Origin of the sequence: Arthrobacter sp. EM1 (assembly GCF_029964055.1) — a bacterium.
Classification (GTDB): Bacteria; Actinomycetota; Actinomycetes; order Actinomycetales; family Micrococcaceae; genus Arthrobacter.
In genome coordinates, this window is sequence record NZ_CP124836.1 from 1,109,114 (window position 1) to 1,134,810 (window position 25,697).

The 25,697-nt window shown below is 66.0% G+C and carries 21 protein-coding genes; 20 read left to right on the top strand and 1 reads right to left on the bottom strand.

The window, feature by feature from the left end; translation table 11 throughout:
• Positions 1-88: 88 nt before the first annotated feature.
• From rsmH to dnaE, 20 genes are all read left to right on the top strand, one after another.
• Complete coding sequence (gene rsmH / locus QI450_RS04940; RefSeq protein ID WP_226774318.1) at positions 89-1,087, top strand: 16S rRNA (cytosine(1402)-N(4))-methyltransferase RsmH; 999 nt, start codon at positions 89-91, stop codon at positions 1,085-1,087.
• Positions 1,084-1,755 (top strand): hypothetical protein, encoded by a 672-nt coding sequence (locus QI450_RS04945; protein WP_282468112.1) that lies wholly within the window; start codon positions 1,084-1,086, stop codon positions 1,753-1,755. Before rsmH ends, QI450_RS04945 begins: the two co-directional genes overlap by 4 nt.
• 41 nt (positions 1,756-1,796) lie before the next feature.
• Entirely contained in the window at positions 1,797-3,599 is a 1,803-nt protein-coding gene (locus QI450_RS04950; RefSeq protein WP_226774316.1) for a penicillin-binding protein 2, read from the top strand.
• Positions 3,600-3,703: 104 nt separating this feature from the next.
• Positions 3,704-5,362, top strand: a complete 1,659-nt coding sequence (locus tag QI450_RS04955; protein ID WP_226774315.1) for a UDP-N-acetylmuramoyl-L-alanyl-D-glutamate--2,6-diaminopimelate ligase — start codon at positions 3,704-3,706, stop codon at positions 5,360-5,362.
• Between the two features lie 6 nt (positions 5,363-5,368).
• Positions 5,369-6,934 carry a UDP-N-acetylmuramoyl-tripeptide--D-alanyl-D-alanine ligase gene (gene murF, locus QI450_RS04960; RefSeq protein WP_226774314.1) on the top strand — a complete coding sequence of 522 codons (1,566 nt, stop codon included), beginning with the start codon at positions 5,369-5,371 and terminating at the stop codon, positions 6,932-6,934.
• Entirely contained in the window at positions 6,931-8,040 is a 1,110-nt protein-coding gene (mraY, locus tag QI450_RS04965) for a phospho-N-acetylmuramoyl-pentapeptide-transferase (protein ID WP_226774313.1), read from the top strand. The genes murF and mraY overlap by 4 nt, the downstream gene beginning before the upstream one ends.
• Entirely contained in the window at positions 8,022-9,623 is a 1,602-nt protein-coding gene (gene murD, locus QI450_RS04970) for a UDP-N-acetylmuramoyl-L-alanine--D-glutamate ligase (RefSeq protein ID WP_282468113.1), read from the top strand. The genes mraY and murD overlap by 19 nt, the downstream gene beginning before the upstream one ends.
• 2 nt (positions 9,624-9,625) lie before the next feature.
• Positions 9,626-11,173 carry a putative lipid II flippase FtsW gene (ftsW, locus tag QI450_RS04975; RefSeq protein ID WP_226774311.1) on the top strand — a complete coding sequence of 516 codons (1,548 nt, stop codon included), beginning with the start codon at positions 9,626-9,628 and terminating at the stop codon, positions 11,171-11,173.
• A 6-nt stretch (positions 11,174-11,179) separates the two neighbouring features.
• Positions 11,180-12,283, top strand: coding sequence for an undecaprenyldiphospho-muramoylpentapeptide beta-N-acetylglucosaminyltransferase (murG, locus tag QI450_RS04980; protein ID WP_226774310.1), 1,104 nt, complete (start codon positions 11,180-11,182; stop codon positions 12,281-12,283).
• A gap of 59 nt (positions 12,284-12,342) precedes the next feature.
• Positions 12,343-13,818: a UDP-N-acetylmuramate--L-alanine ligase gene (murC, locus tag QI450_RS04985; protein ID WP_282468114.1), complete on the top strand. Its 1,476-nt coding sequence runs from the start codon at positions 12,343-12,345 to the stop codon at positions 13,816-13,818.
• Between the two features lie 139 nt (positions 13,819-13,957).
• Positions 13,958-14,674: an FtsQ-type POTRA domain-containing protein gene (locus QI450_RS04990; protein WP_309485665.1), complete on the top strand. Its 717-nt coding sequence runs from the start codon at positions 13,958-13,960 to the stop codon at positions 14,672-14,674.
• Positions 14,675-14,869: 195 nt separating this feature from the next.
• Entirely contained in the window at positions 14,870-16,090 is a 1,221-nt protein-coding gene (gene ftsZ / locus QI450_RS04995) for a cell division protein FtsZ (protein ID WP_226773330.1), read from the top strand.
• Between the two features lie 92 nt (positions 16,091-16,182).
• Positions 16,183-16,923 carry a polyphenol oxidase family protein gene (locus tag QI450_RS05000; RefSeq protein WP_226773333.1) on the top strand — a complete coding sequence of 247 codons (741 nt, stop codon included), beginning with the start codon at positions 16,183-16,185 and terminating at the stop codon, positions 16,921-16,923.
• On the top strand, positions 16,916-17,698 hold the full coding sequence (locus QI450_RS05005) for a YggS family pyridoxal phosphate-dependent enzyme (protein WP_226773329.1): 783 nt from the start codon (positions 16,916-16,918) through the stop codon (positions 17,696-17,698). Before QI450_RS05000 ends, QI450_RS05005 begins: the two co-directional genes overlap by 8 nt.
• An 87-nt stretch (positions 17,699-17,785) precedes the next feature.
• Positions 17,786-18,316, top strand: a complete 531-nt coding sequence (sepF, locus tag QI450_RS05010; protein WP_226773328.1) for a cell division protein SepF — start codon at positions 17,786-17,788, stop codon at positions 18,314-18,316.
• Between the two features lie 138 nt (positions 18,317-18,454).
• Positions 18,455-18,763 (top strand): YggT family protein, encoded by a 309-nt coding sequence (locus tag QI450_RS05015; RefSeq protein ID WP_226773327.1) that lies wholly within the window; start codon positions 18,455-18,457, stop codon positions 18,761-18,763.
• A gap of 137 nt (positions 18,764-18,900) precedes the next feature.
• Complete coding sequence (locus QI450_RS05020) at positions 18,901-19,596, top strand: DivIVA domain-containing protein (RefSeq protein ID WP_226773326.1); 696 nt, start codon at positions 18,901-18,903, stop codon at positions 19,594-19,596.
• A gap of 140 nt (positions 19,597-19,736) precedes the next feature.
• The gene (gene lspA, locus QI450_RS05025) at positions 19,737-20,321 is read left to right on the top strand and encodes a signal peptidase II (RefSeq protein WP_226773325.1); all 585 of its coding nucleotides are present in this window, start codon (positions 19,737-19,739) and stop codon (positions 20,319-20,321) included.
• Positions 20,311-21,399: an RluA family pseudouridine synthase gene (locus QI450_RS05030; protein WP_226773324.1), complete on the top strand. Its 1,089-nt coding sequence runs from the start codon at positions 20,311-20,313 to the stop codon at positions 21,397-21,399. The genes lspA and QI450_RS05030 overlap by 11 nt, the downstream gene beginning before the upstream one ends.
• An 80-nt stretch (positions 21,400-21,479) precedes the next feature.
• On the top strand, positions 21,480-25,037 hold the full coding sequence (dnaE, locus tag QI450_RS05035; RefSeq protein WP_226773323.1) for a DNA polymerase III subunit alpha: 3,558 nt from the start codon (positions 21,480-21,482) through the stop codon (positions 25,035-25,037).
• 27 nt (positions 25,038-25,064) lie between these two features.
• Here dnaE and QI450_RS05040 read toward each other — a convergent pair whose 3' ends face one another.
• Positions 25,065-25,523 (bottom strand): flavin reductase family protein, encoded by a 459-nt coding sequence (locus QI450_RS05040; protein WP_226773332.1) that lies wholly within the window; start codon positions 25,521-25,523, stop codon positions 25,065-25,067.
• Positions 25,524-25,697: the final 174 nt, after the last annotated feature.

Consider the following 25,697-nt stretch of genomic DNA (forward strand, 5'->3'; position numbering starts at 1 on the left):
GGCGCGGATGGGGATCTGGATCAAGAAGCGGCGCCAACAGCCAGCAACCGCACTCCAGGCATCAGCCCAACCACGAAAGGACGCAGGCATGACGGACCCTGACCAGTCGAAGCCTACGTCCGAACGGCATGTACCGGTCCTCAAGGACCGGTGCATCAATTTGTTGGCACCGGGATTCGCCGCGGCACGCAGCCGCGGCGAGAGCCCCGTCGTCATCGACGCGACCCTTGGCATGGGCGGTCATTCCGAGGCGATGCTGCAGCGCTTTCCGGACTTGCACCTGATCGGCATCGACCGCGATGAGGAAGCACTGGCCCTCGCGGAAGAGCGCCTCAAGGCTTTCGCCGACCGGATCGACCTTGTGCACGCCGTCTACGACGAAATCCCTGAAATCCTGGAAGACCTCGGCTTCGCGGAAGTCCACGGAGTCCTGATGGACCTCGGGGTCTCATCGCTCCAGCTGGACGAACGCGACCGCGGTTTTGCGTACTCCTTCGACGCCCCGCTGGACATGCGGATGGACCTGAGCCGCGGCCAGACCGCCGCCGACGTTGTTAACACCTACAGCGAAGAAGACCTTGTCCGGATCATCCGAAAATGGGGCGAGGAGAAATTTGCCGGCCGCATTGCCAACCGCATCGTGACCGTCCGGGCTACGAAGCCGTTTACAACGACCGGGGAACTCGTCGAGCAGATCCGCGACGTTGTACCGTCCGGCGCCGCCAAAACGGGCGGACACCCTGCGAAACGCACCTTCCAGGCGCTCCGGATCGAGGTCAATGAAGAACTCGATGTCCTCGAACGCGCCGTTCCCGCAGCGATCACCTCGATCGCACTCGGCGGCCGGGTTGTGGTGATGTCCTACCACTCGCTGGAAGACAAAATCGTCAAGGGCTTCTTCCAGGCCGGGTCCAAATCGTCCGCGCCTCTTGGTTTCCCGGTGGAACTGGAAGAACACAAGGCCGAGCTGAAAACTCTGACGAAGGGCACCGAAGTGCCCACCGCCGCAGAAATCGCCGAAAACCCACGCGCCGCGTCCGCCAGGCTCCGCGCAGTGGAACGCATCAAAACCAGGAGAGCCGTATGAGCACCGCCGCTGTCAACAGATTTCCCGTTGCCGCAGGCGCAACGGCCCGGGCACTGCCCGCGGGTTCCCCCGGCACCGGCCCCGCCAGGAAGGAGCGCACCCCGCTTTCACTGGTCCGTTCGGCCCCGCGGAAACGCCGCGCACCCTTCGTTGTGCTGTGCTTTGGCCTCCTTGCGGTCGCCCTGCTGGCCGTGCTGGTCCTGAACATCTCCGTCTCCACGGCCCAGTACCAGCTGGTGCAGCTGCGGGGTGAACAGTCCACCCTGACGAAGCAGAACCAGGACCTCACCCAGCAGGCGCAGAACTTTGACGCCCCGCAGAACCTGGCTGCCAAGGCCACCGAGCTGGGCATGGTGGCCTCCATCACCAAGGGCCAGATCGACCTGTCCACCCTGACCGTCACCGGCAAGGCCAAACCTTCGGTGAAAGGCGACGCCCCCGGAGCCGTTATCGCCGCTCCCGCCGTCGCAGGACAGCTCAGCGTCGTCCCGCCGGCCACAGTCAATGAGCCGCTCGCGAACCGTAAGCCTTCGCAGGACGCCCCGGTGCCGGCCGTGCCCGCGGCAGCTGTACCCGCGCCCGCTGCCGTGCCGGTCCCCGCCGCGCCGGCGGCTGAACTCCACGGCGGGTCCGTTCCCGCCCCCGCGCAGAAGATCCCGGGACAGTAACGCAGCTCGGATCACCCGCCAGGCAAAAGCAAGGAAACATCGTGGCTCAGAACACCGGCAAGGCAGGCAAAGCGAAAGCGCCGAGCACAACCCGGCGGCTGCGGCTGGGCCTTGGCCTGATGCTGACACTCCTTCTCGTCGTCGGCGGGAAACTCTTCCTGGTCCAGGGCCTCGACGTCGGGGGGATGGCCGAGGCCGCGCTCCAGAACCGGCTCACCCCCATTGAGCTGCCGGCCGAGCGCGGCAGCATTCTGGACACCAACGGCAATGTCCTGGCCAGCAGCGTGATCCGCTACAACATCGTGGTCGACCAGACCGTAAATACCAAAACCGAATCCTTCCGCCGGCTGGAGCAAATGGACGGCAAGGAACAACTGGTCAAAGTCTCCCGGGACCAGGGCATTTCCGAACTTGCCGCGGTGCTGGGCATGGACAGGGACACGGTGAAGGACGCCCTTACCGGTGAACAGCGCTACTACATTGTGGCCAAAGACCTGAAGCCCGACGTCGAGGACCGGATCTCAAAGCTTCGGATCCCAGGCATCGTCACCGAGGGCACCAGCAAGCGGGTTTACCCCAACGGCTCGGTGGCTGGCGGGATCGTCGGCTTCCTGAAAGACGGCAGCACCGGCCAGGCCGGCCTCGAGCAGACCCAGGACGAGATCCTCAAGGGCACCCCGGGCAAGCGGCTGTTTGAGATCGGTGCAGACGGACTGCGCATCCCGGTGGGAGTGGACCAGCTGACGCCGGCCGTGAACGGCAAGGACATCAAGCTCACCCTAAACTCTGACCTCCAGTACTTCGCCCAGCAGGCGATCCAGAGCCAGAAGGACAAGCTCAGCGCCGAATGGGGCGTGATAATCGTCTCCGATGCCAAAAACGGAAACATCATCGCGATGGCGGACACTGATGCACCCGACCCCAACGATCCCGGCAAGGTGGCGGCCAAGGACCGCGGCGTCCGTGCCGTCACGGCCGCCTATGAGCCGGGCTCGGTGGAAAAGATGATCACCGCCGCCGCCGCGATCGAAGAAGGCACGGCCCACCCGCTGGACCACTTTACGATTCCGCCGACCTACACTGTCGATGGCCAGACCTTCACCGATTCCTTCGTGCACGGTACTGAAGAGCGGACCCTCGCCGGCATTGTCGGGTATTCGATGAACACCGGCACAGTGATGGTGGGCCAGCGGCTCAGCAAGGAGAAACGTCACGACTGGCTGCAAAAGTTCGGTATCGGCGAAGCGCCGGACATCGGGCTGCCCGCCGAGTCCACGGGCATCCTGACCCCCGCTGAGCAGTGGGACGGGCGCCAGCAGTACACGGTCCTTTTCGGCCAGGGTGTCTCGCAGTCAACCCTGCAGACAGTCCGCGCCTACCAAAGCATCGCTAATGACGGCGTTATGCTCCAGCCGCGCCTGATCGACAGCTTCATCAACCCGGACGGCACCGAGGAGAAGGTCCCGGCCCAGGCGCCCCGGCAGATCGTCAGTGCGGACACCGCCAAACAGGTCCGCGATATCCTGGAGAGCGCCGTGACCGAGGGTGAGATTAAGGACGCCGCGATTGACGGCTACCGGGTCGGAGCGAAGACCGGGACATCCGAATCTCCCTGCGACGACGGCAAATCGGGCTTCTGCGGCTATACCGCCTCCATGGTGGGGATGGCGCCGATGGACGATCCGCGGTTTATTGTTGAAGTGGTCCTGCAACGGCCCAAGGGCAGCATCTACGGAATCACGAACGGACCGGTGTTCCGGTCCGTGATGAGCCAGACGCTGCGGACGTTCAACGTTCCGCCCTCCACCGGGGAGCCCGCCCGGTTGCCGCAGTACGCCAAGTAGGACCAAGCGCCACCCAGCACCCGAACCAAGGACTGCAGCCAGTGGCCGGAGGATTCCTCCGCGCAGCAGGTCCAGATCCACCAGCACCACCTACGGAGATCCACGTGTCAGATCAGTTTGCCCCCGGCGCTTCCGCCGCGCCGTCCGGCCCGGGGTCCACCCGCGGCTTCCGGCCCACCGCGGTTGCTGCAGTGCCGCTGGCAGCCATTGGCGAAGCGATCGGCGTCGACGTCCCCGGAGCTTCGGGGGCCGTACCGGTTACCGGGATCTCGCTGAATTCCCGCACCGTGCAGCCCGGAGACCTCTACGTGGCACTGCCCGGCGCGAGCCGCCACGGTGCCGGCTTTGTCGCCCAGGCCGTGGAGGGCGGTGCGGCCGCCATTCTGACGGACGACGCCGGCGCGCGCCTGCTGGCCTTCTCCCACGACATCGCCGTGCCGGTACTGCTGGCCCAGGAACCCCGCAGCCTCGTCGGCGGACTGTCCGCCCTGATCTACCGGAGCAGGCCCGACGACGCGATCGCTCCCGCCCTCTACGGCGTCACCGGCACCAACGGAAAGACCACCACCACATACTTCCTCAATGCCCTGCTGCAGGGCCTTGGACAGAAGACGGGACTGATCGGCACCATCGAGATCCTGGCCGGCGGCGCGCCGATTCCCAGCCTGCTCACCACGCCCGAGTCCACGGACGTCCATGCCCTGCTGGCGCTGATGCGCGAACGCGGCCTGGACGCGGCCTCGATGGAAGTCTCCTCGCATGCTGTGGCGTTCCACCGGGTGGACGGGGTTGTGTTCGACGTGGCCGGTTTCACCAACCTGACGCAGGACCACCTTGACCTGCACGGGAGCATGGACGAGTACTTCCAGACCAAGGCCCGGCTCTTTACGGCCGGACGGGCCCGCAGCGCAGTGGTGACCGTCGACGACGCCTGGGGCGTCAAGCTCGCAGCCACCGCTGGCATTCCGGTCACCACCCTGGCCACGCAGGCCGACAGCGCAGCGGCCCCGATCCGTGCGGAAGCGGACTGGACCGTCCACAACCAGGCACCGCGCGGACTCGGCACCGCCTTCACCCTGCAGCACCGCGACGGCACTCAGTTGCGTGTGCACACCGGGCTGCCCGGCAGCTTCAACGTCGCCAACGCCGCGCTGGCCACGGTTATGGTGCTCGCGGGCGGCCACGGTGCCAGCGCCGTACAGGCCGCCCTCGACGCGGCGGAACCCTTCACCGTCGCCGTTCCCGGCCGCATGCAGCTCGTCTCCACCGCCCCCGCCGCGGTGGTCGACTTTGCCCACAACCCGGACGCCCTGGCCCGGGCACTCGAAGCCGTCCGCTCCCCGCAACCGGGCTCCCGGGTGATCGTTGTGTTCGGCGCAACCGGACAACGGGACCAAAGCAAGCGGCCCGCCATGGGAGCCATCGCCGCACGCCTTGCCGACACGGTAATTGTCAGCGACGATGACCCGCACGATGAGGACGCCGCCGCAATCCGCGCCGACGTTATGGCCGGCGCACTGGACGCCAAAAAACACGAGGGCCTCGGCTGCAGCATCATCGAGGTGTTCCCCCGCGCGGCCGCCATCCGGAAAGCCGTGGAACTCGCCGGTCCGGCGGACACAATCCTCGTCGCAGGGCGCGGCCACGAAATTTGGCAGGAGGTCAAGGGCGTCAACCTCGCCCTTGACGACCGGGTGGAGCTCCGCTCCGCCTTGACAGCCCGGGGATTCACCGTTCTCGAAGACCAGCGGATAGAGTCCTAAACCGAGATGATTGCATTTACCGCGGCGGAAATCGCCGAAATAACCAACGGCCGGCTAGCCGCCGAACCGGGCGTTACTCCCGGTTCGGTCGTAACCGACTCCCGCGAAGCCACCCCGGGTTCCCTCTACGTGGCCAAGCCGGGGGAGACTGCCGACGGCCACGACTTCGTCGCCGCGGCTTTCGAACGCGGCGCCGTGCTGGCCCTCGTCGAGCATGATGTCACGGACGACGCCGGGCGCACCTACCCCGCCGTTGTGGTCCAGGACTCGGTCCTGGCGATGGGTGCCCTCGCCGCGGAGGCCGTCCGACGGATCCGTGCGGGCCGTGCCGCCAACGGCGAGCCGCTGACCGTGATTGGCATCACCGGTTCCGCCGGCAAAACCACGACCAAGGACCTGCTGGCCGGTATCCTCGGCGCGGAAGGCAGCACTGTTGCCCCGCAGGGTTCCTACAACGGCGAAGTCGGGGTGCCACTGACCGTCTTCAAAGCCGGTCCCGACACCCGCTTCCTCGTCATCGAGATGGGCGCCACGGGCGTGGGACACATCAGCTACCTCGCCGGGATGGTCCGGCCCGACATCGGCGTGGTGCTCGGTGTTGGCACCGCCCACGCGGGCGAATTCGGCGGCGTGGAAAACATCGCCATCGCCAAGGGCGAGCTTGTCGAGGCCCTGCCGGCCGGCGGCACCGCAGTCCTGAACCTGGACGACGCCCGTGTTGCCGCCATGGCCGCCCGCACCCGGGCCGCGGTGCTGGGCTTCTCTGCCGCTCCGGCCAGCGCCGGCCTGTCAGGCGAAACCGGGACCGGGCCTGCCGGGGCAGAATGCGTCCGCGCCGAGGGGATCGAGTTGAATTCCGGCGGAAGTCCCGAGTTTGAGGTGCTCTTCCCCGGCGGAACACCGCCGCATCATATTGCGGCGAAGCTTATCGGGGCGCACCACATCGGCAACCTGCTGGCAGCGGCGGCCGCCGCCCACGCAGCCGGAGTCCCCGCCGCGCGGATCGCCGCCTCCCTCAGCTCCCAGTCGGCTGCCAGCCGCTGGCGGATGGAGCGCACCGAACGCGCCGACGGCGTCACCATCATTAACGATGCCTACAACGCCAATCCGGAATCCATGCGTGCCGCGCTGCGGACCCTCGCTGACCTCGGACGGGGCCGCCGCACCTGGGCTGTCCTTGGTGCCATGCTTGAGCTGGGTCCGGATTCGATCCGCGAGCACATGGCAGTCGGCACGCAGGTGGTCCGGCTCAACATCTCCCGCCTGCTCGTTGTGGGCCGGGAAGCACGTTCGCTCTACGTTTCTGCCGTCAATGAGGGGTCCTGGGGCAACGAGTGCGTTTTTGCCGAAACAGCCGACGAGGCCTACGAATTGCTGCAGGCCGAGCTGGAGCCCGGTGACCTGGTGCTGTTCAAGTCGTCCAACAGCATCGGCCTGAGACACTTGGGGGATCGGATAGCATTGCCTCTTCAGGCCCCCGGTACCGTTTCCGGTGCGGCTGGGGGATCGGCTGCCGTGAGCGCAGCCGGAGATACTGCCGGAACCGCCACTGAAGGGAGTGCGCTGCCGTGATTGCACTGCTGATGGGCACCGGACTGGCCCTGCTGTTTGCCTTCCTGGGAACCCCGCTGTTTATCCGTTTCCTGGTCCGGAAGAGCTACGGACAATTCATCCGAGATGACGGGCCCACCTCGCACCACACCAAGCGCGGCACCCCGACGATGGGAGGCACTGTCGTCGTTCTCGCAGTGCTTGCGAGCTACGCCGTCACCCACCTCGTGATGTGGCTGATGAACCCGGCGTCGCCGGGACCCACCGCGTCGTCGCTGCTGCTGCTGTTCCTGATGGTCGGGATGGGGCTCGTCGGTTTCCTGGATGACTTCATCAAAATCTCCAAACAGCGAAGCCTGGGCCTCAATGCCAAGGCCAAACTCATCCTGCAGGCCGCCGTGGGCATCATTTTCGCCGTCCTTGCCCTGCAGTTCCCGGACGAAAACGGCGTGACACCGGCGTCGTACCAGATCTCGCTGGTCCGCGATATCCCATGGCTGGACCTCGCCTTCGCCGGTACGATCGTCGGAGCCATTCTCTTTGTGTTGTGGTCGAACCTGATCATCACCGCCGCCACCAACGGCGTGAACCTGACGGACGGCCTCGACGGCCTCGCCGCTGGGGCATCCATTATGGTCTTTGGTGCCTACACGCTGATGGGGATCTGGCAAAGCAATCAGGCCTGCGGCTCGCCACGGCAGGCCGGTGCCGGCTGTTACAGCGTCCGGGACCCGCTGGACCTGGCCCTGCTTGCCGCCATCCTCAGCGGGGCGCTGGTCGGATTCCTGTGGTGGAACACCTCGCCGGCAAAGATCTTTATGGGGGACACGGGGTCACTGGCCATCGGCGGTGCCGTCGCCGGCCTCGCCATCCTGTCCCGGACCGAGCTGCTGCTCGCCTTCATCGGCGGCTTGTTCGTCCTGATTACCCTTTCGGTGATCATCCAGGTCGGCTACTTCAAAATCACCAAGGGTAAAAGATTCTTCAAGATGGCACCGCTCCAGCATCACTTTGAGCTCAAAGGCTGGGCCGAGGTCACGGTCGTCGTCCGCTTCTGGATCCTCTGCGGGCTTTTCGTCGCCGCGGGCCTGGGCATCTTCTACGCCGAATGGGTGGTACTGCTGTGACTGGTCCGATCCCCGCGCCGCTCACGAGCTCGCCCCGGCTCCAGGACCTGGTCAGCTGGGACTCCGCCTGGGCCGGATTGCGCGTAGTCGTCACGGGCATCGGGGTCTCCGGCTTCGCTGCCGCCGACACGCTGATAGAACTCGGCGCCCGTGTGGTGGTGGTCGACGCCGCCACCGGGCCCACGGCACGGGCCAAGGCGGACACCCTGCGGATCGTTGGTGCGGCCGATGTCCTGCTGGGCGAGGACGCCGTTGAGTCCGTCCCCCGCATTGACGGAGCCACTCCGGACCTGATTGTCACCTCCCCGGGCTGGCGGCCGGACCAGGCCTTGCTCGCCGCCGCGGCGCGGGCCCACATCCCGGTCTGGGGCGACGTCGAACTGGCCTGGCGGCTGCGCGTGCGCAATGGACGCAAGACGGCCGACTGGCTCACCATCACCGGGACCAACGGCAAGACCACCACCGTAGGGCTGACCGAGTCGATGCTCCAGGCGGCGGGGCTGAAGGCCATCGCCGTCGGCAACGTCGGCACACCGATCCTGGATGCGCTGCGCGATCCTGTCGATTACGACGTTTTCGCCGTTGAACTTTCCAGCTTCCAGCTGCACTGGAGCCACTCCGTCTCCCCGCTGGCAAGCGTCTGCCTCAACGTCGCCGAGGACCACGTCGACTGGCACGGCTCCTATGCGTCCTACCTGGCGGACAAGGCCAAAGTCTACGAAAACACCCAAAAAGCCTGCATCTACAATGCCGAGCAGATCGAAACCGAGCGAATGGTCGAGGACGCCGACGTCGTCGAAGGGTGCCGTGCGGTGGCCTTCACCACCGTCACGCCGGCGGTCAGTATGCTCGGTGTGGTCGAAGGACTCCTCGTGGACCGCGCCTTCATCGCAGAGCGCAAGGACAGCGCGGCCGAACTGGCGTCCGTATCGGACCTCGGACCCGTGGCTCCGCGGCACATGGTGGCCAATGCCCTGGCCGCGGCAGCGCTGGTCCGGGCTTATGGCGTCGAGCCTGCGGCCGTCCGCGAAGGCCTGCGCAACTTCCTCCCGGGGGACCACCGCATCCAACTCGTCGCCCGGGACCACGGAGTTCTCTGGGTCAATGACTCTAAGGCCACCAACCCGCATGCCGCGGCCGCGTCGCTCTCAGCGTTCGATAACGTGGTCTGGATAGCGGGCGGCCTTTCCAAAGGCGTGAACTATGAACCGCTGATCCAGGCCCACGCCAGGCGGCTCAAGGCAGTGGTTCTGATCGGGGCAGACTCCAGCGATCTGCGCTCCGCGCTCCGGCGACACGCACCCGATGTCCCGGTGATCAGCGCCGGGAAGGGTGAAACTGAAGACGTGCAGACTGCCGGACCGGCCGACGCCGCAGCAGGACCTTCACCGATTTTCGGCGAGACTGTGATGGCACAGGCCGTAGCATCGGCGGCGCAGCTGGCCACCTCCGGGGACACTGTGCTCCTGGCTCCGGCAGCTGCATCCATGGATCAGTTCTCTTCCTACGCTCACCGTGGCGACGCCTTCCTCGAAGCTGTCCGCGAGCTCGTGGAAGGGCAGGCTCAGACCAGCGAGGAGTAACAATGGTCAGCACGCCCACACGTCACCCGGCGGCCGCAACGGCCGCTCGACAACAACCCGCCGCCAAGGCACCGAACAAGCCTGGGAAATCAGGCTTGCCATCAGGCCTCCGCAGGGTCCGAAGCTGGTACCGGGGGTTTTGGTCCGCGCTGGAAGGAACCGGGAAGTCGCGCAACGGCTCCACGTATTACCTGATCCTCGGTTCCACCCTGGCGCTCACGGCAATCGGCATCCTGATGGTGCTCTCCGCCTCCAGCGTCGAGGCGATCGCTGCCGGGGAATCGCCCTACACTGCGGCCCTCAAACAGGGGCTGTTCGCCGGAATTGGGCTGTTCGCCATGTTCCTGCTGTCGCGGGTAAACGTGGTGTGGCTCAAACGCGGAGCCTGGATGGCCATCATTGTGGCCCTCGTGCTGCTGGTGCTGGTGCTTCTCGTGGGACGCAGCGCCCTCGGTAACCAGAACTGGATCGACGTCGGGCCCTTCACCTTTCAGCCCTCCGAGGCGGCCAAACTGGCGCTGGCGCTGTGGATGGCAACGGTGCTGGACCGCAAAGCCAAGCTGCTGTCCCGGGCCAGGCACGCCCTCGTCCCCGTGGTGCTTCCCGGCGCCGCCGGAGTGATCGGGCTCATTTTGATGGGTAACGACCTGGGCACCGCCATGATCGTGATGATGATCACGGCTGCCGCCTTGTTCTTCGCCGGAGTGCGGCTCTACCTGTTCGGCATCGCCGGTGTTGTCCTCGCCGCCGGCACCGCTGTCCTGGCGATCACCAGCCCCAACCGTGTCTGCCGCATCCTGTCCTGGACCGGGCAGACGTGCGCGGACGGATCCAATGTGAACTACCAGTCCACCAACGGCCTGTACGGGCTTGCCTCCGGAGGCTGGTTCGGGGTGGGCCTGGGCCAAAGCCGGCAGAAGTACAGCTGGATTCCGGAGGCCCACAACGACTTCATCTTCGCCATCATCGGCGAGGAGCTTGGGCTGGTCGGAACCCTGGTGGTGCTGGTGCTCTTCGCCATTCTCGGCACCGCCATCTACCGCGTCGTTGCCGCCCAGACGGCCATGTTCCACCGCGTCCTGGCCGGTACCATCATGGTTTGGCTGCTGGGCCAGGCCACCGTCAACATGGCTGTGGTCACCGGCCTGGCGCCGGTCGTTGGCATCCCGCTTCCCTTTATTTCCTACGGCGGTTCGGCGCTTCTGATGTCACTGTGCGCGATCGGCGTTGTGTTGTCCCTGGCCCGCGCGCAGATGGCGCCCGGGCTGCAGCCGGAGCGGCTGTTCCGGTTCGGCCCCGCCACGCTGGCGGCCTCCCTGCGGAAGCGGGTCGCCGCGCGAGGCGGCGCCGCACGCACCCTCCGGCCCGCCGCCCGGACTCCGGTCCCGGATCGTTCCCGGACCGGAAAGCCTCCCGCCGCAAGACCTGCCGCCGGAAAGACTCCTGCCGCAATACCTGCCGCCGGAAAGACTCCTGCCGCAATACCTGCCGCCGGAAAAGCCGGTACCAGGATCCCCTCACCCAGCAATCCCGCACGAAAGCGTAAATAAGCCGCCATGAGCACCGAGTCGTTATTGTCCGTTGTCCTCGCCGGCGGCGGAACAGCAGGGCACATCAGTCCGCTGCTGGCCATCGCCAACGCACTGCGGCAGGCCCGCCCCGGAGTCCGGCTCCTGGCGGTCGGAACCCCCGGCGGAATGGAAGCCACGCTGGTCCCGGCCGCGGGACTGGACCTTGCCACCATCAGCAGGGTTCCTTTCCCGCGCAGGCCCTCACTGGAGCTGTTGCGGCTGCCCGCCCGGCTGGCGGGTGCCGTGAAGCAGGCCGGCGCCATCCTCGATGCGGCCGGTGCCGATGTCCTGGTCGGTGTTGGGGGCTACGTCTGCACCCCGATGTACATCGCCGCCTGGCGCCGGAAGATCCCCATCGTGATCCACGAGGCGAACACCCGGCCCGGTCTGGCAAACCGGGTGGGTGCCCGGCTGGGCGGACACGTTGCCGTGGCGTTTGCCGGCACCAAACTGGGTGCCTCGCAGCACGTTGGCATGCCGATGCGCGAGGAAATTTCCGGGCTGGACCGGTCAGCAGCCAGGACCGCTGCCCGGGTAGCCCTCGGCCTTGAGCCGGACCTTCCGGCACTGGTTGTCACCGGCGGCTCCTCGGGGGCCCAAAGTATCAACCGCACCATTGCCGCCTCGCTCGGGCTCCTGGCCGGGGCCGGCATTCAGACCCTGCACATCACCGGTCGCGGCAAGGCCGTCCACGACGCCGACGGCCGGCCGCTCGTTGCCCCCGGGTACCACCAGCGCGAATACGTGGACGGCATGGAAACGGTTTACGCGGCAGCAGACCTACTCCTGGCGCGCTCCGGTGCCGCGACGGTGAGCGAGGCTGCCGCCGTCGGGCTTCCCGCCGTTTTTGTTCCGCTGCCGATCGGCAACGGGGAACAGGCGCTTAACGCCGCCGGGCTCGTGGACGCCGGTGGCGCCCTGCTCGTGGCGGACAGCACATTCTCCCCTGACTGGGTCCGCGATCACATCGTCCCGCTGCTCCAGGACCGGGACCGGCTGGCCCGGATGGCAGCCAGCGCTGAAAAGCTCGGCATTCGGGATGCTGACCGGCGGATGGCCGATCTCGTCCTGGGATCGGCCGCAGCGTGAACGACATGCCACGGAGCGCCATGCCATCCCGAAGCAGCAAAGCAGGAAGCGATAGAGGAATGACCCAGCCAGAACGTCAGCACGTACCCGGGCCCGCCAGCACAGGGGAGTCCCTTGGCCGCATCCACTTCATCGGCATCGGCGGCGTCGGAATGTCGGCTGTGGCCCGAATTATGGTGGCCCGCGGACTGCCGGTCAGCGGCTCCGACGCGAAAGACCTGCCGGTGATGGCGGACCTGGCCGCGGCCGGGGCCAGGATCTGCGTCGGCTATCACGCCGCTAACCTCGGCGACGCTCAAAGCGTCGTCGCCGGCTCGGCGATCCGCCCGGATAACCCGGAGCTGACCGCCGCCCGGGCTGCCGGATTGCCTGTGCTGCACCGCTCCGAGGCACTGGCCGCGGCCATGGCGCAGGACACCGCCGTGACCGTCGCCGGGACACACGGAAAGTCCACCACGACGTCGATGATCGCCGTTCTCCTGCAGGGCGCAGGCCTGGACCCGTCCTTCGCCATCGGTGCGAACGTTCCGGCGCTGGGAGTTAACGCCGCCAGCGGCAGCACACCGATCTTCGTCGCCGAAGCCGACGAATCCGACGGTTCCTTCCTGAATTACCGTCCGCAGATCGCAGTCGTGACCAACGTTGAACCGGACCATCTGGACTACTACGGCACCGCCGAGGCCGTCTACGCCTCCTTCGACCGCTTCACCGCACTGCTCCCGGCAGACGGGGTGCTGATCGCCTGCGCTGACGACGCCGGCGCCCGGGCGCTGGCCCGGCGAACCCTCGAGCGCGGCAACACCCGCGTTGTGCTTTACGGCACCAGCGTCGACGCCGGGATCATGCTCCACGACGGCGGTCCGGGCGATGTGTCGATCACCACCGACGCCGGACGCTTTCCGCTCGATCTGCACGTTCCCGGGCGGCACAACGCCCTCAACGCGGCGGCCGCGTTCGCCGTTGCGCTGGAACTCGGCGTGGAGCCAGGTCGCGCCGCCGCCGCCCTGACCCACTTCACCGGGGCGTCCCGGCGTTTCGAATTCAAGGGCGCGGGCCGCGGTGTAAGGGTCTACGACGACTATGCCCACCACCCCACCGAAGTGCGGGCAGCCCTGTCCGCAGCGCGCTCCGTGGCGGGCGGCCACAAACTCCACGTCCTCTTCCAGCCGCACCTGTTTTCCCGGACCCGGGAATTCGCCGGAGAGTTCGCGGCAGCGCTCAACGCCGCCGACACCGCACTGGTACTTGATATCTACCCCGCCCGGGAAGATCCGATCCCGGGCGTCAGCAGCCAGCTGATCGCCGCGCACCTTGGTGCCGGCGGCCGGCTCATCGGACCGGGCGATGAGGCCGTGCGGTCAGTGCTGGCCGCCGCGGCGCCGGGGGACATTGTGCTTACGGTCGGCGCAGGCGACGTTACCGCCTACGGGCCGATGATTGTCGCAGCCCTGAACGACCCCACCCCGCACGACCCCACCCTGAACAAGGGCACCCCGCACGAGGGACTGCCGGGCGGCGGTGGCCAAGGTGCCTAGCAGCCGCAGGCCCGGCTACCGGGCGGCTGGACCACGGGCCCCGGGGACCCGCGGGGATTCAGCGCCGGAGGACGCTATCTCGGCTACTAAGGACGGGACAGCAATCCGTGCCGCGACCCCCCGGCCGGCTCCGGATAACGTGCTGTCCTTTCCCGAACCCAAGGCCAAACGCCGGCTGCGCATCCTGCTGGCTACCATTGGGATCCTGGCCGTTCTGACCGCCGGGATCCTTGCCATTGCTGTCTACTCTCCGGTGCTGGCGGTTCGGACGGTCACCGTCGAGGGCACCAAACTGCTGACGGCGGACCAGATCCGAACGGCGCTCGCTCCGCTGGAAGGCAAGCCGCTGCCGCAGATCAGCGACGGCGACGTCACAGCCCTGCTGCAGCCCCTCGTGCAGGTTAAGAGCGTCAGCACCCAGGCCCGCCCGCCGTCGACGCTTCAGGTCAGGGTAACCGAACGCGTACCGGTTGCCCTCGTTAAGCAGGGTGAGGTCCACCAGCTCGTGGACGAGGACGGCGTGAAGCTCAGCGACACCGCCGACCCGGCCGCAATCCCGCTTCCTGTCATCGACGGCGGCAACGGCACGCTGCCCAAGGACCTGTTCCAGGCCATCACCGGTGTCCTCGGGGCGCTGCCGGCCGACGTGCTCGGACGGCTCTCCAGTGCCTCGGCGAAGTCCGTGGACGCCGTCGAACTTAAGCTTGTGGACGGACAGACGATTGTCTGGGGCAATGCGGGGGAGAAGGAGCTAAAGGCGCGGGTCCTCGAAGCCCTGCTGAAGGCCCCCGCCGACCCGAAGAACCCGGTCCGGGTCTACGACGTCAGTGCGCCCCGGCACCCGGTCACCCGGTAGCTGGGAAAAGAGGCTATTTCGCCGCTAATACCGCGACACGCGGGGCCGGTTATTGAATGTCATCTACATAGGAAATAGCGTCACAGCATGAGTTACTTGACATAACTATAACCTTCAACTCGAAGGTTAAGGTTATAAGCTTCAAGTCCGACTCCACCAGTTTTCGCAATAGAACACGAACAAGGGACACGTAACGTGGCAGCTCCGCAGAACTACTTGGCCGTCATCAAGGTCGTCGGCATCGGCGGCGGTGGCGTGAACGCAGTCAACCGCATGATCGAAGTCGGTCTTCGCGGCGTCGAATTCATCGCGGTCAACACCGATGCGCAGGCATTGTTGATGAGCGATGCCGACGTCAAGCTCGACATCGGGCGTGAGTTGACCCGAGGCCTGGGTGCCGGTGCTAACCCGGATGTCGGCCGACAGGCCGCCGAGGACCACGCCGAGGAGATCGAAGAGGTCATCCGCGGCGCGGACATGGTCTTCGTCACCGCCGGCGAAGGTGGCGGCACCGGGACCGGCGGTGCGCCCGTGGTCGCCCGGATCGCCCGCTCGCTCGGCGCGCTGACCATCGGCGTTGTCACCCGGCCCTTCACCTTCGAAGGCCGCCGCCGTGCCGGCTCCGCCGAAGCCGGGATCGACGCCCTCCGCGACGAAGTGGACACGCTGATCGTCATCCCGAACGACCGCCTGCTCTCCATCAGCGACCGCAACGTCTCCGTCCTTGACGCGTTCCGCTCCGCTGACCAGGTGCTGCTTTCCGGTGTCCAGGGCATCACCGACCTGATCACCACCCCGGGCCTGATCAACCTCGACTTCGCCGACGTTAAGTCCGTTATGCAGGGCGCAGGATCCGCGCTGATGGGCATCGGTTCGGCGCGCGGCGAAGACCGTGCGGTCAAGGCTGCAGAGCTCGCCATCGCCTCGCCGCTGCTTGAAGCATCGATCGACGGCGCGCACGGGGTCCTGCTGTCCATTCAGGGCGGCTCGGATCTTGGCCTCTTCGAAATCAACGAAGCTGCCCGCCTGGTCCAGGAAGTTGCCCACCCGGAAGCGAACATCATCTTCGGCGCGGTCATCGACGATGCGCTCGGCGACGAGGCCCGTGTCACCGTCATCGCCGCCGGTTTCGACGATGTCAAGGCCACCTCACCGTCCATGGACCAGTCGCTTCCGCAGTCGGCCCCGCAGCGGCCGGCGGCCCCGGCAGCGGCCCCGGTCCAGGCACCGTCCTCGGCCCACGTGCAGCCGCTGCACGCCACGGTTGGCGCTTCCGGTTACGGCGGCTGGGGGCAGCAGCGTCCGTCTGCGGTCCCGGCCGACTCCGGCTTCGACGCCGACCTTCCTTCAGTTGTGGAGCCGGACATGTCCGGCCGTCACTCCGATGATCTGGATGTCCCTGACTTCCTCAAGTAAGTCCTGAAGCACCGTGGCACTGCCTGATGGCAGTGCCACGGTGCTTTCTCTTAGGATCGTAGTTCTGCAAACAAGTTTGGGCGGTGGTCTGGGTGTTCTCCTGGCGGGCGGAAGTCCGGCCCGGCGTTTGGGTGGCCTTCACCGACGCCGCTGCCGGCAACCTGGCGCTCCATGTCGGTGATGATGCGACCGAAGTGGCCCGTCGTCGGCGGGCCCTCGAGTCGGCGCTGGAACTCGGCGGCCGGCGTTTCCAGTACATGAACCAGGTCCACGGCAATGACGTCGCCGTCGTTGGCGCGGCCGCGGGCGGCCCGGGCGGAGCTCCGGCTGCCGGTGGCCCGACGGCCGATGCCCTGGTGTCCCTCGGGGACCCGCTCGCCGTGCTGGTGGCCGATTGTGTGCCGGTCGTCCTGGTCGGGGAACGGGCCGGTGGCCCGGACCCCGTTCTGGCAGTCGTCCACGCGGGCCGTCCGGGCGTCGCCTCCGGAATTGTCCCCGTGGCCGTCGCACGTATGCGGGAGTTGGGTGCGTCGGCACTCCGGGCCTGGATCGGTCCGTCCGTCTGCGGGCGGTGCTACGAGGTGCCCGCGCGGATGCGCGACGACGTTGCCTCCCTGGTGCCCGCGGCCCGTTGCACCACTTCCCGCGGCACCCCTGGACTGGACCTGCCGGCTGCCGTGCACAGCCAGTTGCGCGATGCCGGAGTCACAGTTGAATACTCCGGGGCCTGCACCCTGGAGGACACAAAGCTTTTCTCCTACCGCCGTGACCAGGACACCGGACGTTTCGCCGGGCTCGTGTGGACCCACGCCGCGGCGGTCCCGGATGAATAATCAGCTGCGCGGCGGCGCCGATGAACCGCTGGCGGAACAGGACCCCGACGGCGGCCTGCCCGATGCCCGGCTGGAACAGCTCAGGGAGCGGCTCACCGCCGTCCGGCAGCGCATCGACACTGCCGTTGCGGCCGCCGGACGGCAGGAGCGCCCGCCCCAGCTGATCGTGGTCACCAAGTTCCATCCCGCCGAGGATGTCCGGCGGCTCGCCACACTCGGCATCACCGACGTCGGGGAGAACCGGGACCAGGAAGCAGCGGAGAAGTCCGGTGCGCTGCCCGGGCTGGACTTGCGCTGGCACTTTATCGGCCAGCTGCAGAGTAACAAGGCCAAGTCGGTCGTGAAGTACGCCCACGCGGTGCACTCAGTGGACCGCCCGCAGCTGGCCGGAGCCCTGGCCAAGGCCATGTCCGCACAGAAGGAACTGACGGGGCGCCCGCCGCTGGAGTGCTTCATCCAGGTCAGTCTCGACGGCGACGCCGGCGGACGCCGGGGTGGCGCCCTGCCGGCCGAGATCCCGGCGTTGGCCGCGCAGCTGGCGGGGGCAGCGGGACTCCACCTGGCCGGCGTAATGGCAGTGGCCCCCTTCGGCGAGGATCCGGTCCCGGCATTTGAAAAGCTCGCGGAGCTCTCCGCCCGGCTGACCGCCGTCCACCCCGGGGCCACGGGTATTTCCGCAGGCATGAGCCAGGACCTTGAGGCGGCCATCCGGTTCGGGGCGACACACCTTCGCGTTGGCTCCGATATTCTCGGTCCGCGTCCGGCGTTGCGGTAAGTTCAACGTATTGGAAGGTAACGGCGGGAATTCCAAGGCTGCTACGTCATTGATCGGCCCGCTGACGGACACGATTAGGAGTCGACCATGGCCGGCGCTCTGCGCAAGACAATGATCTATCTTGGGCTCGCTGATGGCGACGAACACTACGAGTCCGAGCACCAAACATCGCACAAGGATGAGGACGATTCCATGGAGCACGACCGCGAGGAACGCCGTGCACCGGCGCCCGTCCGCGAGGCACCCAGGGACGAGCCCTACGCCGCTGAAGAGGAATACCGCGCACCTGTGACACCCATCAAGCGAGCGGCGTCGAGCCGCGAAGAGCACACCGGACTCCGCCAGATCACTACGATCCATCCGCGGTCCTACAACGACGCCAAACTCATCGGTGAAAGCTTCCGTGATGGCATCCCCGTCATCATGAACGTCACCGACATGGGCGAAGCGGACGCCAAGCGCCTGGTCGACTTCTCCGCCGGACTGGTGTTCGGCCTGCGCGGCAGCATCGAGCGCGTGACGAACAAAGTCTTCCTGCTCTCGCCGTCGTACGTCGAAGTGATTGGCGACGACAAAAAGGTCAGCGAGACCCAGGCAAGCTTCTTCAACCAGAGCTAGTTCCGGATTCTTTTGAAGGATGCCAGGCGGGGACACCTCGTCTGGCATCCTTGCTGCACGATCCGTGTTGAAATAGAGGCGGAACTATCAGGCGGACACTGCGGTATCCGGAATGAACATGGAGATATGAGCTAACTCATGGGAATTGTTTTCGGACTTGTCTATATCGCCTTGCTGTTGTTCCTGGTGGCGCTCATCATCCGCCTGGTGTTCGACTGGGTGCAGATGTTCGCACGGGGCTGGCGGCCCCGCGGCGCGGCGCTTGTGGCAGCTCACGCTGTGTATTCGGTCACAGACCGTCCGTTGAAACTGCTGCGGCGTCTCATCCCGCCGTTGCGGCTGGGCGGAATCTCGCTGGACCTCGGTTTCCTGCTGATCTTCGTGGCTGTCAGCATTGCCATGGCGTTTGCCAAGTACCTGGTGTTCTCCCAGCCGATCGCAGCCTAGCCCGTTCGTGGCCCGAAACAGATAGAAACTCCGGTTTGACACTGCGGTGTTGAATTAGAGGAACCAGACCATATTTAGGTACCGTAGTTTTTACGGCCGAAAGGCCTACTGACTAACTAGACCAACGAGGTGACCAGATGGCTTTGACGCCAGAAGACGTTGTCAACAAGCGCTTTCAGCCGACCAAGTTCCGCGAAGGCTACGACCAGGATGAAGTTGATGACTTCCTGGACGAAATCGTCGTCGAACTGCGACGCCTGAACCAGGAGAACGACGAGCTGCGCAAGAAGCTCGCCGAACTGGGCGCCGGCACGCCTGCCAGTTCTTCCGCCGCGGCGCCTGTCGTGGAAAAGGTTCCGGCACCGGTCAAGGTCGAGAAAGAAGACGGCGCGAAGGCGGAAGCCGAGGCCAAGGCCGCCGAAGCCGTCAAGGCTGCCGAAGCTGCCGAAGTTGCCAAGAAGAAGGAAACCGAGCAGGCAGTTGCCCCGGCCCGCACCGTCTCAACCCCCGCTGCGGAGTCCGCCGCCGGCCTGCTGGCCATGGCGCAGCAGATGCACGACAAGCACGTCGCCGACGGCGAGCAGCAGCGCGACAAAATCATCGCTGAAGCGCAGATTGAGGCCAGCAGCCTCGTCAACGACGCGCAGGAAAAGTCCCGCAAGATCCTCGGCGCCCTTGAGCAGCAGCGTTCGGTCCTGGAGCGCAAGGTCGAGCAGCTTCGGGGCTTCGAACGCGATTACCGTTCACGCCTGAAGGCCTACATTGAGGGCCAGCTGCGTGACCTCGATGCCCGCGGCTCCGTGGCTGCCCCTGAGGTGGAAGCCAACAGCTAGGACAGTTAGCAAGTATTCTGAAAGCCGGTGGCTGAGGATTCCTCGGCCGCCGGCTTTTGGCATTAACCGCCGGCTCCGGCCGCGGCCGTGACCAAGCACCCGGATTCCAGTGCCCGCACTGGCTCGCGAACGAAAGCCTTATGACTGACGCACCCCCACCTGACGCAACGCAGCACGCTGCGTCCGCCCACGCAGGCCGCACCGGCCACCGGCCGCGGCGCGCCCTGCTGCTATCCGTATTCTTCGGCCTTGCGGCGTTCGCCTATGTCTTCGATCAGCTGACCAAACTTTGGGTTACGGCCACCATGATCGAAGGCGAAAGGATCCCCGTCCTCCCGCCGCTGCTGCACTGGTACTACATCCGGAACTCCGGTGCTGCCTTTTCGATCGGTGAGAACGTCACCTGGGTGTTTACCCTCATTATGACGGCCGTCTCGATCGCCATCCTGCTGCAGTTGCGCAAGCTGGGCTCGCTCTGGTGGGCGCTGGCGCTTGGGCTGCTCCTGGGCGGCGCCCTGGGCAACCTCACGGACCGGCTGTTCCGCGAACCCTCCTTCGCTATGGGCCACGTCGTGGACTTTATCCAGCTCCCCAACTTTGCGATCTTCAACATCGCGGACTCCGCCGTTGTGTCGGCCGTGGTAATTATCTGCCTGCTGACGCTGCGCGGGATTGCCCTGGACGGCTCACACCCGACCAAGGACACGGTAAAACATGACTCCTAATCACACCGTGCCCGGCGACGGCACGCCAGATACCGTGACTCCGGAGTGGCCGGCCCCGGCCGGCCATGTCCCGGAAGTGATCCTCCCGGAAGACCTCGACGACGCCGACCGGTCCGACGCACCCGGCGGGCAGGACGCGCCGGCCGCCTCGTCCGCGCTTCGCTTTGTGGTCCCGGCGGACGTCGCCGGCGCCCGAATAGATGCCGGACTTGCGGGCCTGATGGCTATTTCCCGCTCGCAGGCAGCCACGTTAATCGCCGAAGGCCACGTCCGCAGCAACGGCAAAGCGGTGGGGAAGTCGCTCAGGCTTGCCGCCGGTGCCGTGCTCGACGTTGTTGTCCCGGAACGCCGGGACCCCCTGGAAATTGTGGAGGAAGTAGTGGACGGCCTGGACATCCTGCTGGACGATGACGAATTTGTCGTCATCGACAAACCGGTCGGCGTAGCCGCCCATCCCTCTCCCGGCTGGGTGGGACCCACTGTGGTCGGCGGCCTCGCCGGTCTCGGCTACCGGATTTCCACCTCAGGCTCGCCGGAACGCAAGGGCATTGTGCACCGGCTCGACGTCGGGACCTCGGGCGTGATGGTGGTCGCCAAGACGGAGCGTGCGTACACGGCGCTCAAGCGGGCCTTTAAGGAGCGCACCGTGGACAAGGTGTACCACGCGGTGGTCCAGGGACTTCCGGAGCCGCTGGCGGGCACCATCGATGCGCCGATCGGCCGTCACCCAGGCCACGACTGGCGTTTTGCGGTCATCGAGGACGGCCGGGACTCCATCACGCATTACGAAGTTCTTGAAGCCTTTGGAAAGGCCTCGCTTGTGGAGGTCCACCTCGAGACCGGCCGGACGCACCAGATCCGCGTCCATTTCTCTGCCCTGCGCCACCCCTGCGCCGGCGACCTGACGTACGGCGCGGACCCGCGCCTGGCTGCCACCCTGGGGCTGACCCGGCAGTGGCTGCACGCCCGACAGCTGTCCTTCGATCATCCCCGGACCGGGGAGCGGGTTACGGTTACCAGTGAGTACCCGCAGGACCTGCGCTACGCGCTGGAAGTCCTGGAGTCGGGACAGGCCTGAGCCGCGCAGCACCTGGCCTGCCCGCCGGTGCGGCCTGAGCTCCGTGCCGAAAGCTCGGTGCGCGGCACTAGAATGAACCGGTGACTTCCAGCAACAACTCGTTCGTGCACCTCCACAACCACACCGAATACTCCATGTTGGACGGTGCGGCCCGGTTGGGGGAGCTGTTCGACGAAACCGAGCGGCTGGGCATGCCGGCCCTGGCCACCACCGACCACGGCTATCTCTTCGGGGCATTCGACTTCTGGAAGCGGGCCACGGACCAGGGCATCAAGCCGATCATCGGCGTCGAGGCGTACGTGACGCCCGGGACCGCGCGCACCGACAAGACCCGCGTCCGCTGGGGCGAAGAGAACCAGCGCAAGGATGACATCTCCGGCGGTGGTGCCTATACCCACATGACGCTGCTCAGCTACAACAACGTGGGCATGCGCAACCTTTTCCGGGCCTCCTCGATCGCCTCACTGGACTCGGTCTTCGGCAAATGGCCGCGGCTGGACCGTGAACTGCTCAACACCTACTCGGAAGGGCTGATCGCTACCACCGGCTGCCCCTCCGGCGAGGTCCAGACGCGGCTCCGGCTTGGCCAGTACCGGGAAGCCGTCGAGGCCGCGGCCGAGTTCCGCGACATTTTCGGCGCCGAGAACTACTTCTGCGAACTCATGGACCACGGCCTGGACATCGAGCGCCGCGTCACCGGCGACCTGCTGCGCCTGGCCAAGGAACTGAACCTTCCGCTGGTGGCCACCAACGACCTGCACTACACACACGAGCACGACGCGAAGGCACACGAGGCACTGTTGGCCATCCAGTCGGGTTCCACCCTTCTGGAGCCGACGTACGACAACGGCGGCTCGCGCTTCGCTTTCTCCGGCAGCGGCTACTACCTGAAGTCGCCGCAGGAAATGCGGGAGCTGTTCCGCGACCATCCCGAGGCATGCGATAACACGCTCCTGATCGCCGAGCGCTGCGAAGTGTCCTTCAACACCGGCGCCAACTACATGCCCCGGTTCCCGTGCCCGGACGGGGAGGACGAAACGTCCTGGCTGGTCAAGGAAGTCGACAAGGGACTCCAGTACCGCTATCCGCAGGGCATTCCGGACAAGGTGCGCACCCAGGCCGACTACGAGCTGGGTGTTATCACCTCGATGGGCTTCCCGGGCTACTTCCTGGTGGTGGCGGACTTCATCAACTGGGCCAAGAACAACGGCATCCGGGTGGGTCCCGGACGCGGCTCGGGCGCCGGGTCCATGGTGGCCTATGCCATGCGCATCACTGACCTTGATCCGCTGCACCACGGCCTGATTTTCGAGCGCTTCCTCAACCCGGACCGGGTCTCCATGCCTGACTTCGACGTCGACTTCGATGACCGGCGGCGCTCCGAAGTGATCGACTACGTCACGCGAAAATACGGCGACGAACGTGTCGCGATGATCGTCACCTACGGCACCATTAAGACCAAGCAGGCCCTCAAGGACTCTTCCCGGGTGCTGGGTTACCCCTTCAGCATGGGTGAACAGCTGACCAAGGCGCTGCCGCCGGCGGTGATGGCCAAGGACATTCCGCTTGCAGATATCCAGAACAAGGACTCCAAACGCTATAGCGAGGCCGGCGACTTCCGGCAGCTGATCGCCACCGACCCCGAAGCCGCGAAGGTGTTCGAAACGGCGCTCGGCATCGAGGGCCTGAAACGTCAGTGGGGTGTCCACGCGGCCGGCGTCATTATGTCCTCGGACCCGATCATCGACGTGATCCCGGTGATGCGCCGCTTCCAGGACGGCCAGGTCATCACCCAGTTCGACTACCCGACCTCCGAGGGCCTGGGCCTGATCAAGATGGACTTCCTGGGCCTGCGGAACCTCACGATCATCTCCGACGCCCTGGAAAACATCACGATGAACCGCGGAATTGAGCTGGATCTGGAGTCCCTGGCCCTGGACGACGTGGCGTCCTACGAGCTGCTCGCCCGCGGCGACACCCTTGGTGTGTTCCAGCTCGACGGCGGGCCCATGCGCTCCCTGCTCAAGCTGATGAAGCCCGACAACTTCGAGGACATCTCCGCCGTCCTGGCCCTCTACCGGCCCGGACCCATGGGCGCCAACGCGCACACAGACTACGCGCTGCGCAAGAACAAGATCCAGGACGTCATCCCGATCCACCCCGAGCTCGAGGAACCGCTCGCCGAGATCCTCGGCGGCACCTACGGCCTGATCGTCTACCAGGAGCAGGTGATGGCCGTGGCGCAAAAGCTTGCCGGGTACACCCTGGGCCAGGCCGACATCCTGCGCCGCGCCATGGGCAAAAAGAAGAAATCCGAGCTCGACAAGCAGTTCGCCGGCTTCTCCCAGGGCATGCAGGACAACGGCTACTCGATGGCCGCGGTCAAGACCCTCTGGGACATCCTCCTGCCATTCTCCGACTACGCCTTCAACAAGGCCCACTCGGCTGCATACGGCGTGATCTCCTACTGGACCGCCTACCTCAAGGCCCACTATGCGCCGGAGTACATGGCAGCCCTGCTCACCTCGGTGGGCGATGACAAGGACAAGTCGGCCATCTACCTCAACGAATGCCGCCGTATGGGGATCACGGTGCTGCCGCCGGACGTCAACGAGTCGGCGCTGAACTTCACCCCGGTGGGCACGGACATCCGCTTCGGCATGGGAGCCATCCGCAACGTCGGAGTCAACGCCGTCGAAGCCATGGTGGCGGCCCGCGAAAAAGAAGGGGCCTACACCTCCTTCAAGGACTACCTGATGAAGGTACCGGCTGTGGTGTGCAACAAGCGCACCATCGAGTCCCTGATCAAGGCCGGCGCCTTCGATTCGCTGAACCACCACCGGCGCGCCCTGGCCATGATTCATGAAGAAGCCATCGATTCGGTCATCACCCTGAAGCGGAACGAGGCAATCGGCCAGTTCGACCTGTTCGCCGGAATCGACGAAGCCGAGTCCGAGGCCTCGTTGAGCATCGAAATTCCGGACCTCCCCGAATGGGAGAAGAAGGACAAACTCTCCTTCGAACGGGACATGCTCGGCCTCTACGTCTCGGACCACCCGCTGCAGGGCCTTGAAGGGGTCCTCAGCCAGCATGCCGACCAGTCCATCACCTCGCTCATCGCCGAAGACGGCCCGCACGACGGCGCCATCGTTACCATTGCCGGCATGATCACCTCGCTGAGCCGGCGGATCGCGAAGGCCAGCGGCAATGCCTACGCCCGGGCCGAGATCGAGGACCTCGGCGGTTCCGTCGAGGTTATGTTCTTCGGGCAGGTCTATGGCCCGATCGCCTCCGTGCTGGCAGAGGACCTGATCGTTGTTGTGAAGGGCCGGCTGCAGCGCCGCGATGACGGCGCCGTGGCATTGAACTGCATGGAACTCTCCGTCCCGGACCTCAGCGAGGGCCTCAACGGCCCGCTGGTGATCACCATGCCGACGCATAAGGCAACCGAAGCAGTTGTGACCGAGCTCGGCGACGTGCTGCGGACCCACCGCGGCAAATCCGAAGTCAGGCTGCACCTGCAAGGTGACGCCCGGGTGGAGGTTATGGGCCTGCCCGTGCACTTGCGGGTAAACCCCAGCCCGTCGCTGTTTGGAGATCTGAAGGTGCTGCTGGGCCCGACCTGCCTGGACGGCTAAGGCCAGCCCGCGAGGGCCTCCGGCGGGCTAGATTTCGTAGTCGAGCGGCACGGGCTGGCCGTAGGAGCCGGAGTGGTAGAGCAGCGGGGCGCCGTCGGCACCGACTTCGCCGCCCACAACCTCGACCACCACAACGGCGTTGTTCTCGAAGGAGAGCCGCATCTGGACCTTGCCGATCAACCAGCCGGCAACGTCCTTGAGGACCGGCACCTCATGGGGCCCTGGCACCCAGTGGTCCCCCTCGAAGCGGTCGCGGGTCCTGGCAAAACGGTCGGCCAACGCCTGGTTCTCCAGTCCCAGCATGTGCACGCCGATGTACTTCGCATTGGCGACGGCCGGCCAGGAACTGGAAGTGCGGGCCATATTAAAGGTGAACCGGGGAGGTTTCGCGGAGAGCGAGGCCACAGATGTTGCAGTAAAGCCGAAGGGGACGCCGTTGAAGTTGGCGGTGATGATGGCCACGCCGGCGGCGTGCCGGCGGAACATCTCCTTGAAAGTACTTTCGAAGGCTTGGTCCTCTGCGGCCACTGCAATCCCACTCCCTGGTGCACATTTGTGTCATTCCTACCCCGCCAGCGTATTCTCTCAGCGCCCGGCCGCGGTACTTGTTGCCCCCGACGCGTCATGTGGACGGTCATCGGGCCCAGCGCGGCGTGGTGT

Coding starts and splice junctions, on each gene's coding strand:
- rsmH (WP_226774318.1), top strand. CDS start 89: ATGACGGACCCTGACCAGTCGAAGCCTACGTCCGAACGGCATGTACCG.
- QI450_RS04945 (WP_282468112.1), top strand. CDS start 1,084: ATGAGCACCGCCGCTGTCAACAGATTTCCCGTTGCCGCAGGCGCAACG.
- murF (WP_226774314.1), top strand. CDS start 5,369: ATGATTGCATTTACCGCGGCGGAAATCGCCGAAATAACCAACGGCCGG.
- murD (WP_282468113.1), top strand. CDS start 8,022: ATGGGTGGTACTGCTGTGACTGGTCCGATCCCCGCGCCGCTCACGAGC.
- ftsW (WP_226774311.1), top strand. CDS start 9,626: ATGGTCAGCACGCCCACACGTCACCCGGCGGCCGCAACGGCCGCTCGA.
- murG (WP_226774310.1), top strand. CDS start 11,180: ATGAGCACCGAGTCGTTATTGTCCGTTGTCCTCGCCGGCGGCGGAACA.
- murC (WP_282468114.1), top strand. CDS start 12,343: ATGACCCAGCCAGAACGTCAGCACGTACCCGGGCCCGCCAGCACAGGG.
- QI450_RS05005 (WP_226773329.1), top strand. CDS start 16,916: ATGAATAATCAGCTGCGCGGCGGCGCCGATGAACCGCTGGCGGAACAG.
- sepF (WP_226773328.1), top strand. CDS start 17,786: ATGGCCGGCGCTCTGCGCAAGACAATGATCTATCTTGGGCTCGCTGAT.
- QI450_RS05015 (WP_226773327.1), top strand. CDS start 18,455: ATGGGAATTGTTTTCGGACTTGTCTATATCGCCTTGCTGTTGTTCCTG.
- QI450_RS05020 (WP_226773326.1), top strand. CDS start 18,901: ATGGCTTTGACGCCAGAAGACGTTGTCAACAAGCGCTTTCAGCCGACC.
- lspA (WP_226773325.1), top strand. CDS start 19,737: ATGACTGACGCACCCCCACCTGACGCAACGCAGCACGCTGCGTCCGCC.
- QI450_RS05030 (WP_226773324.1), top strand. CDS start 20,311: ATGACTCCTAATCACACCGTGCCCGGCGACGGCACGCCAGATACCGTG.
- QI450_RS05040 (WP_226773332.1), bottom strand. CDS start 25,523: ATGTTCCGCCGGCACGCCGCCGGCGTGGCCATCATCACCGCCAACTTC.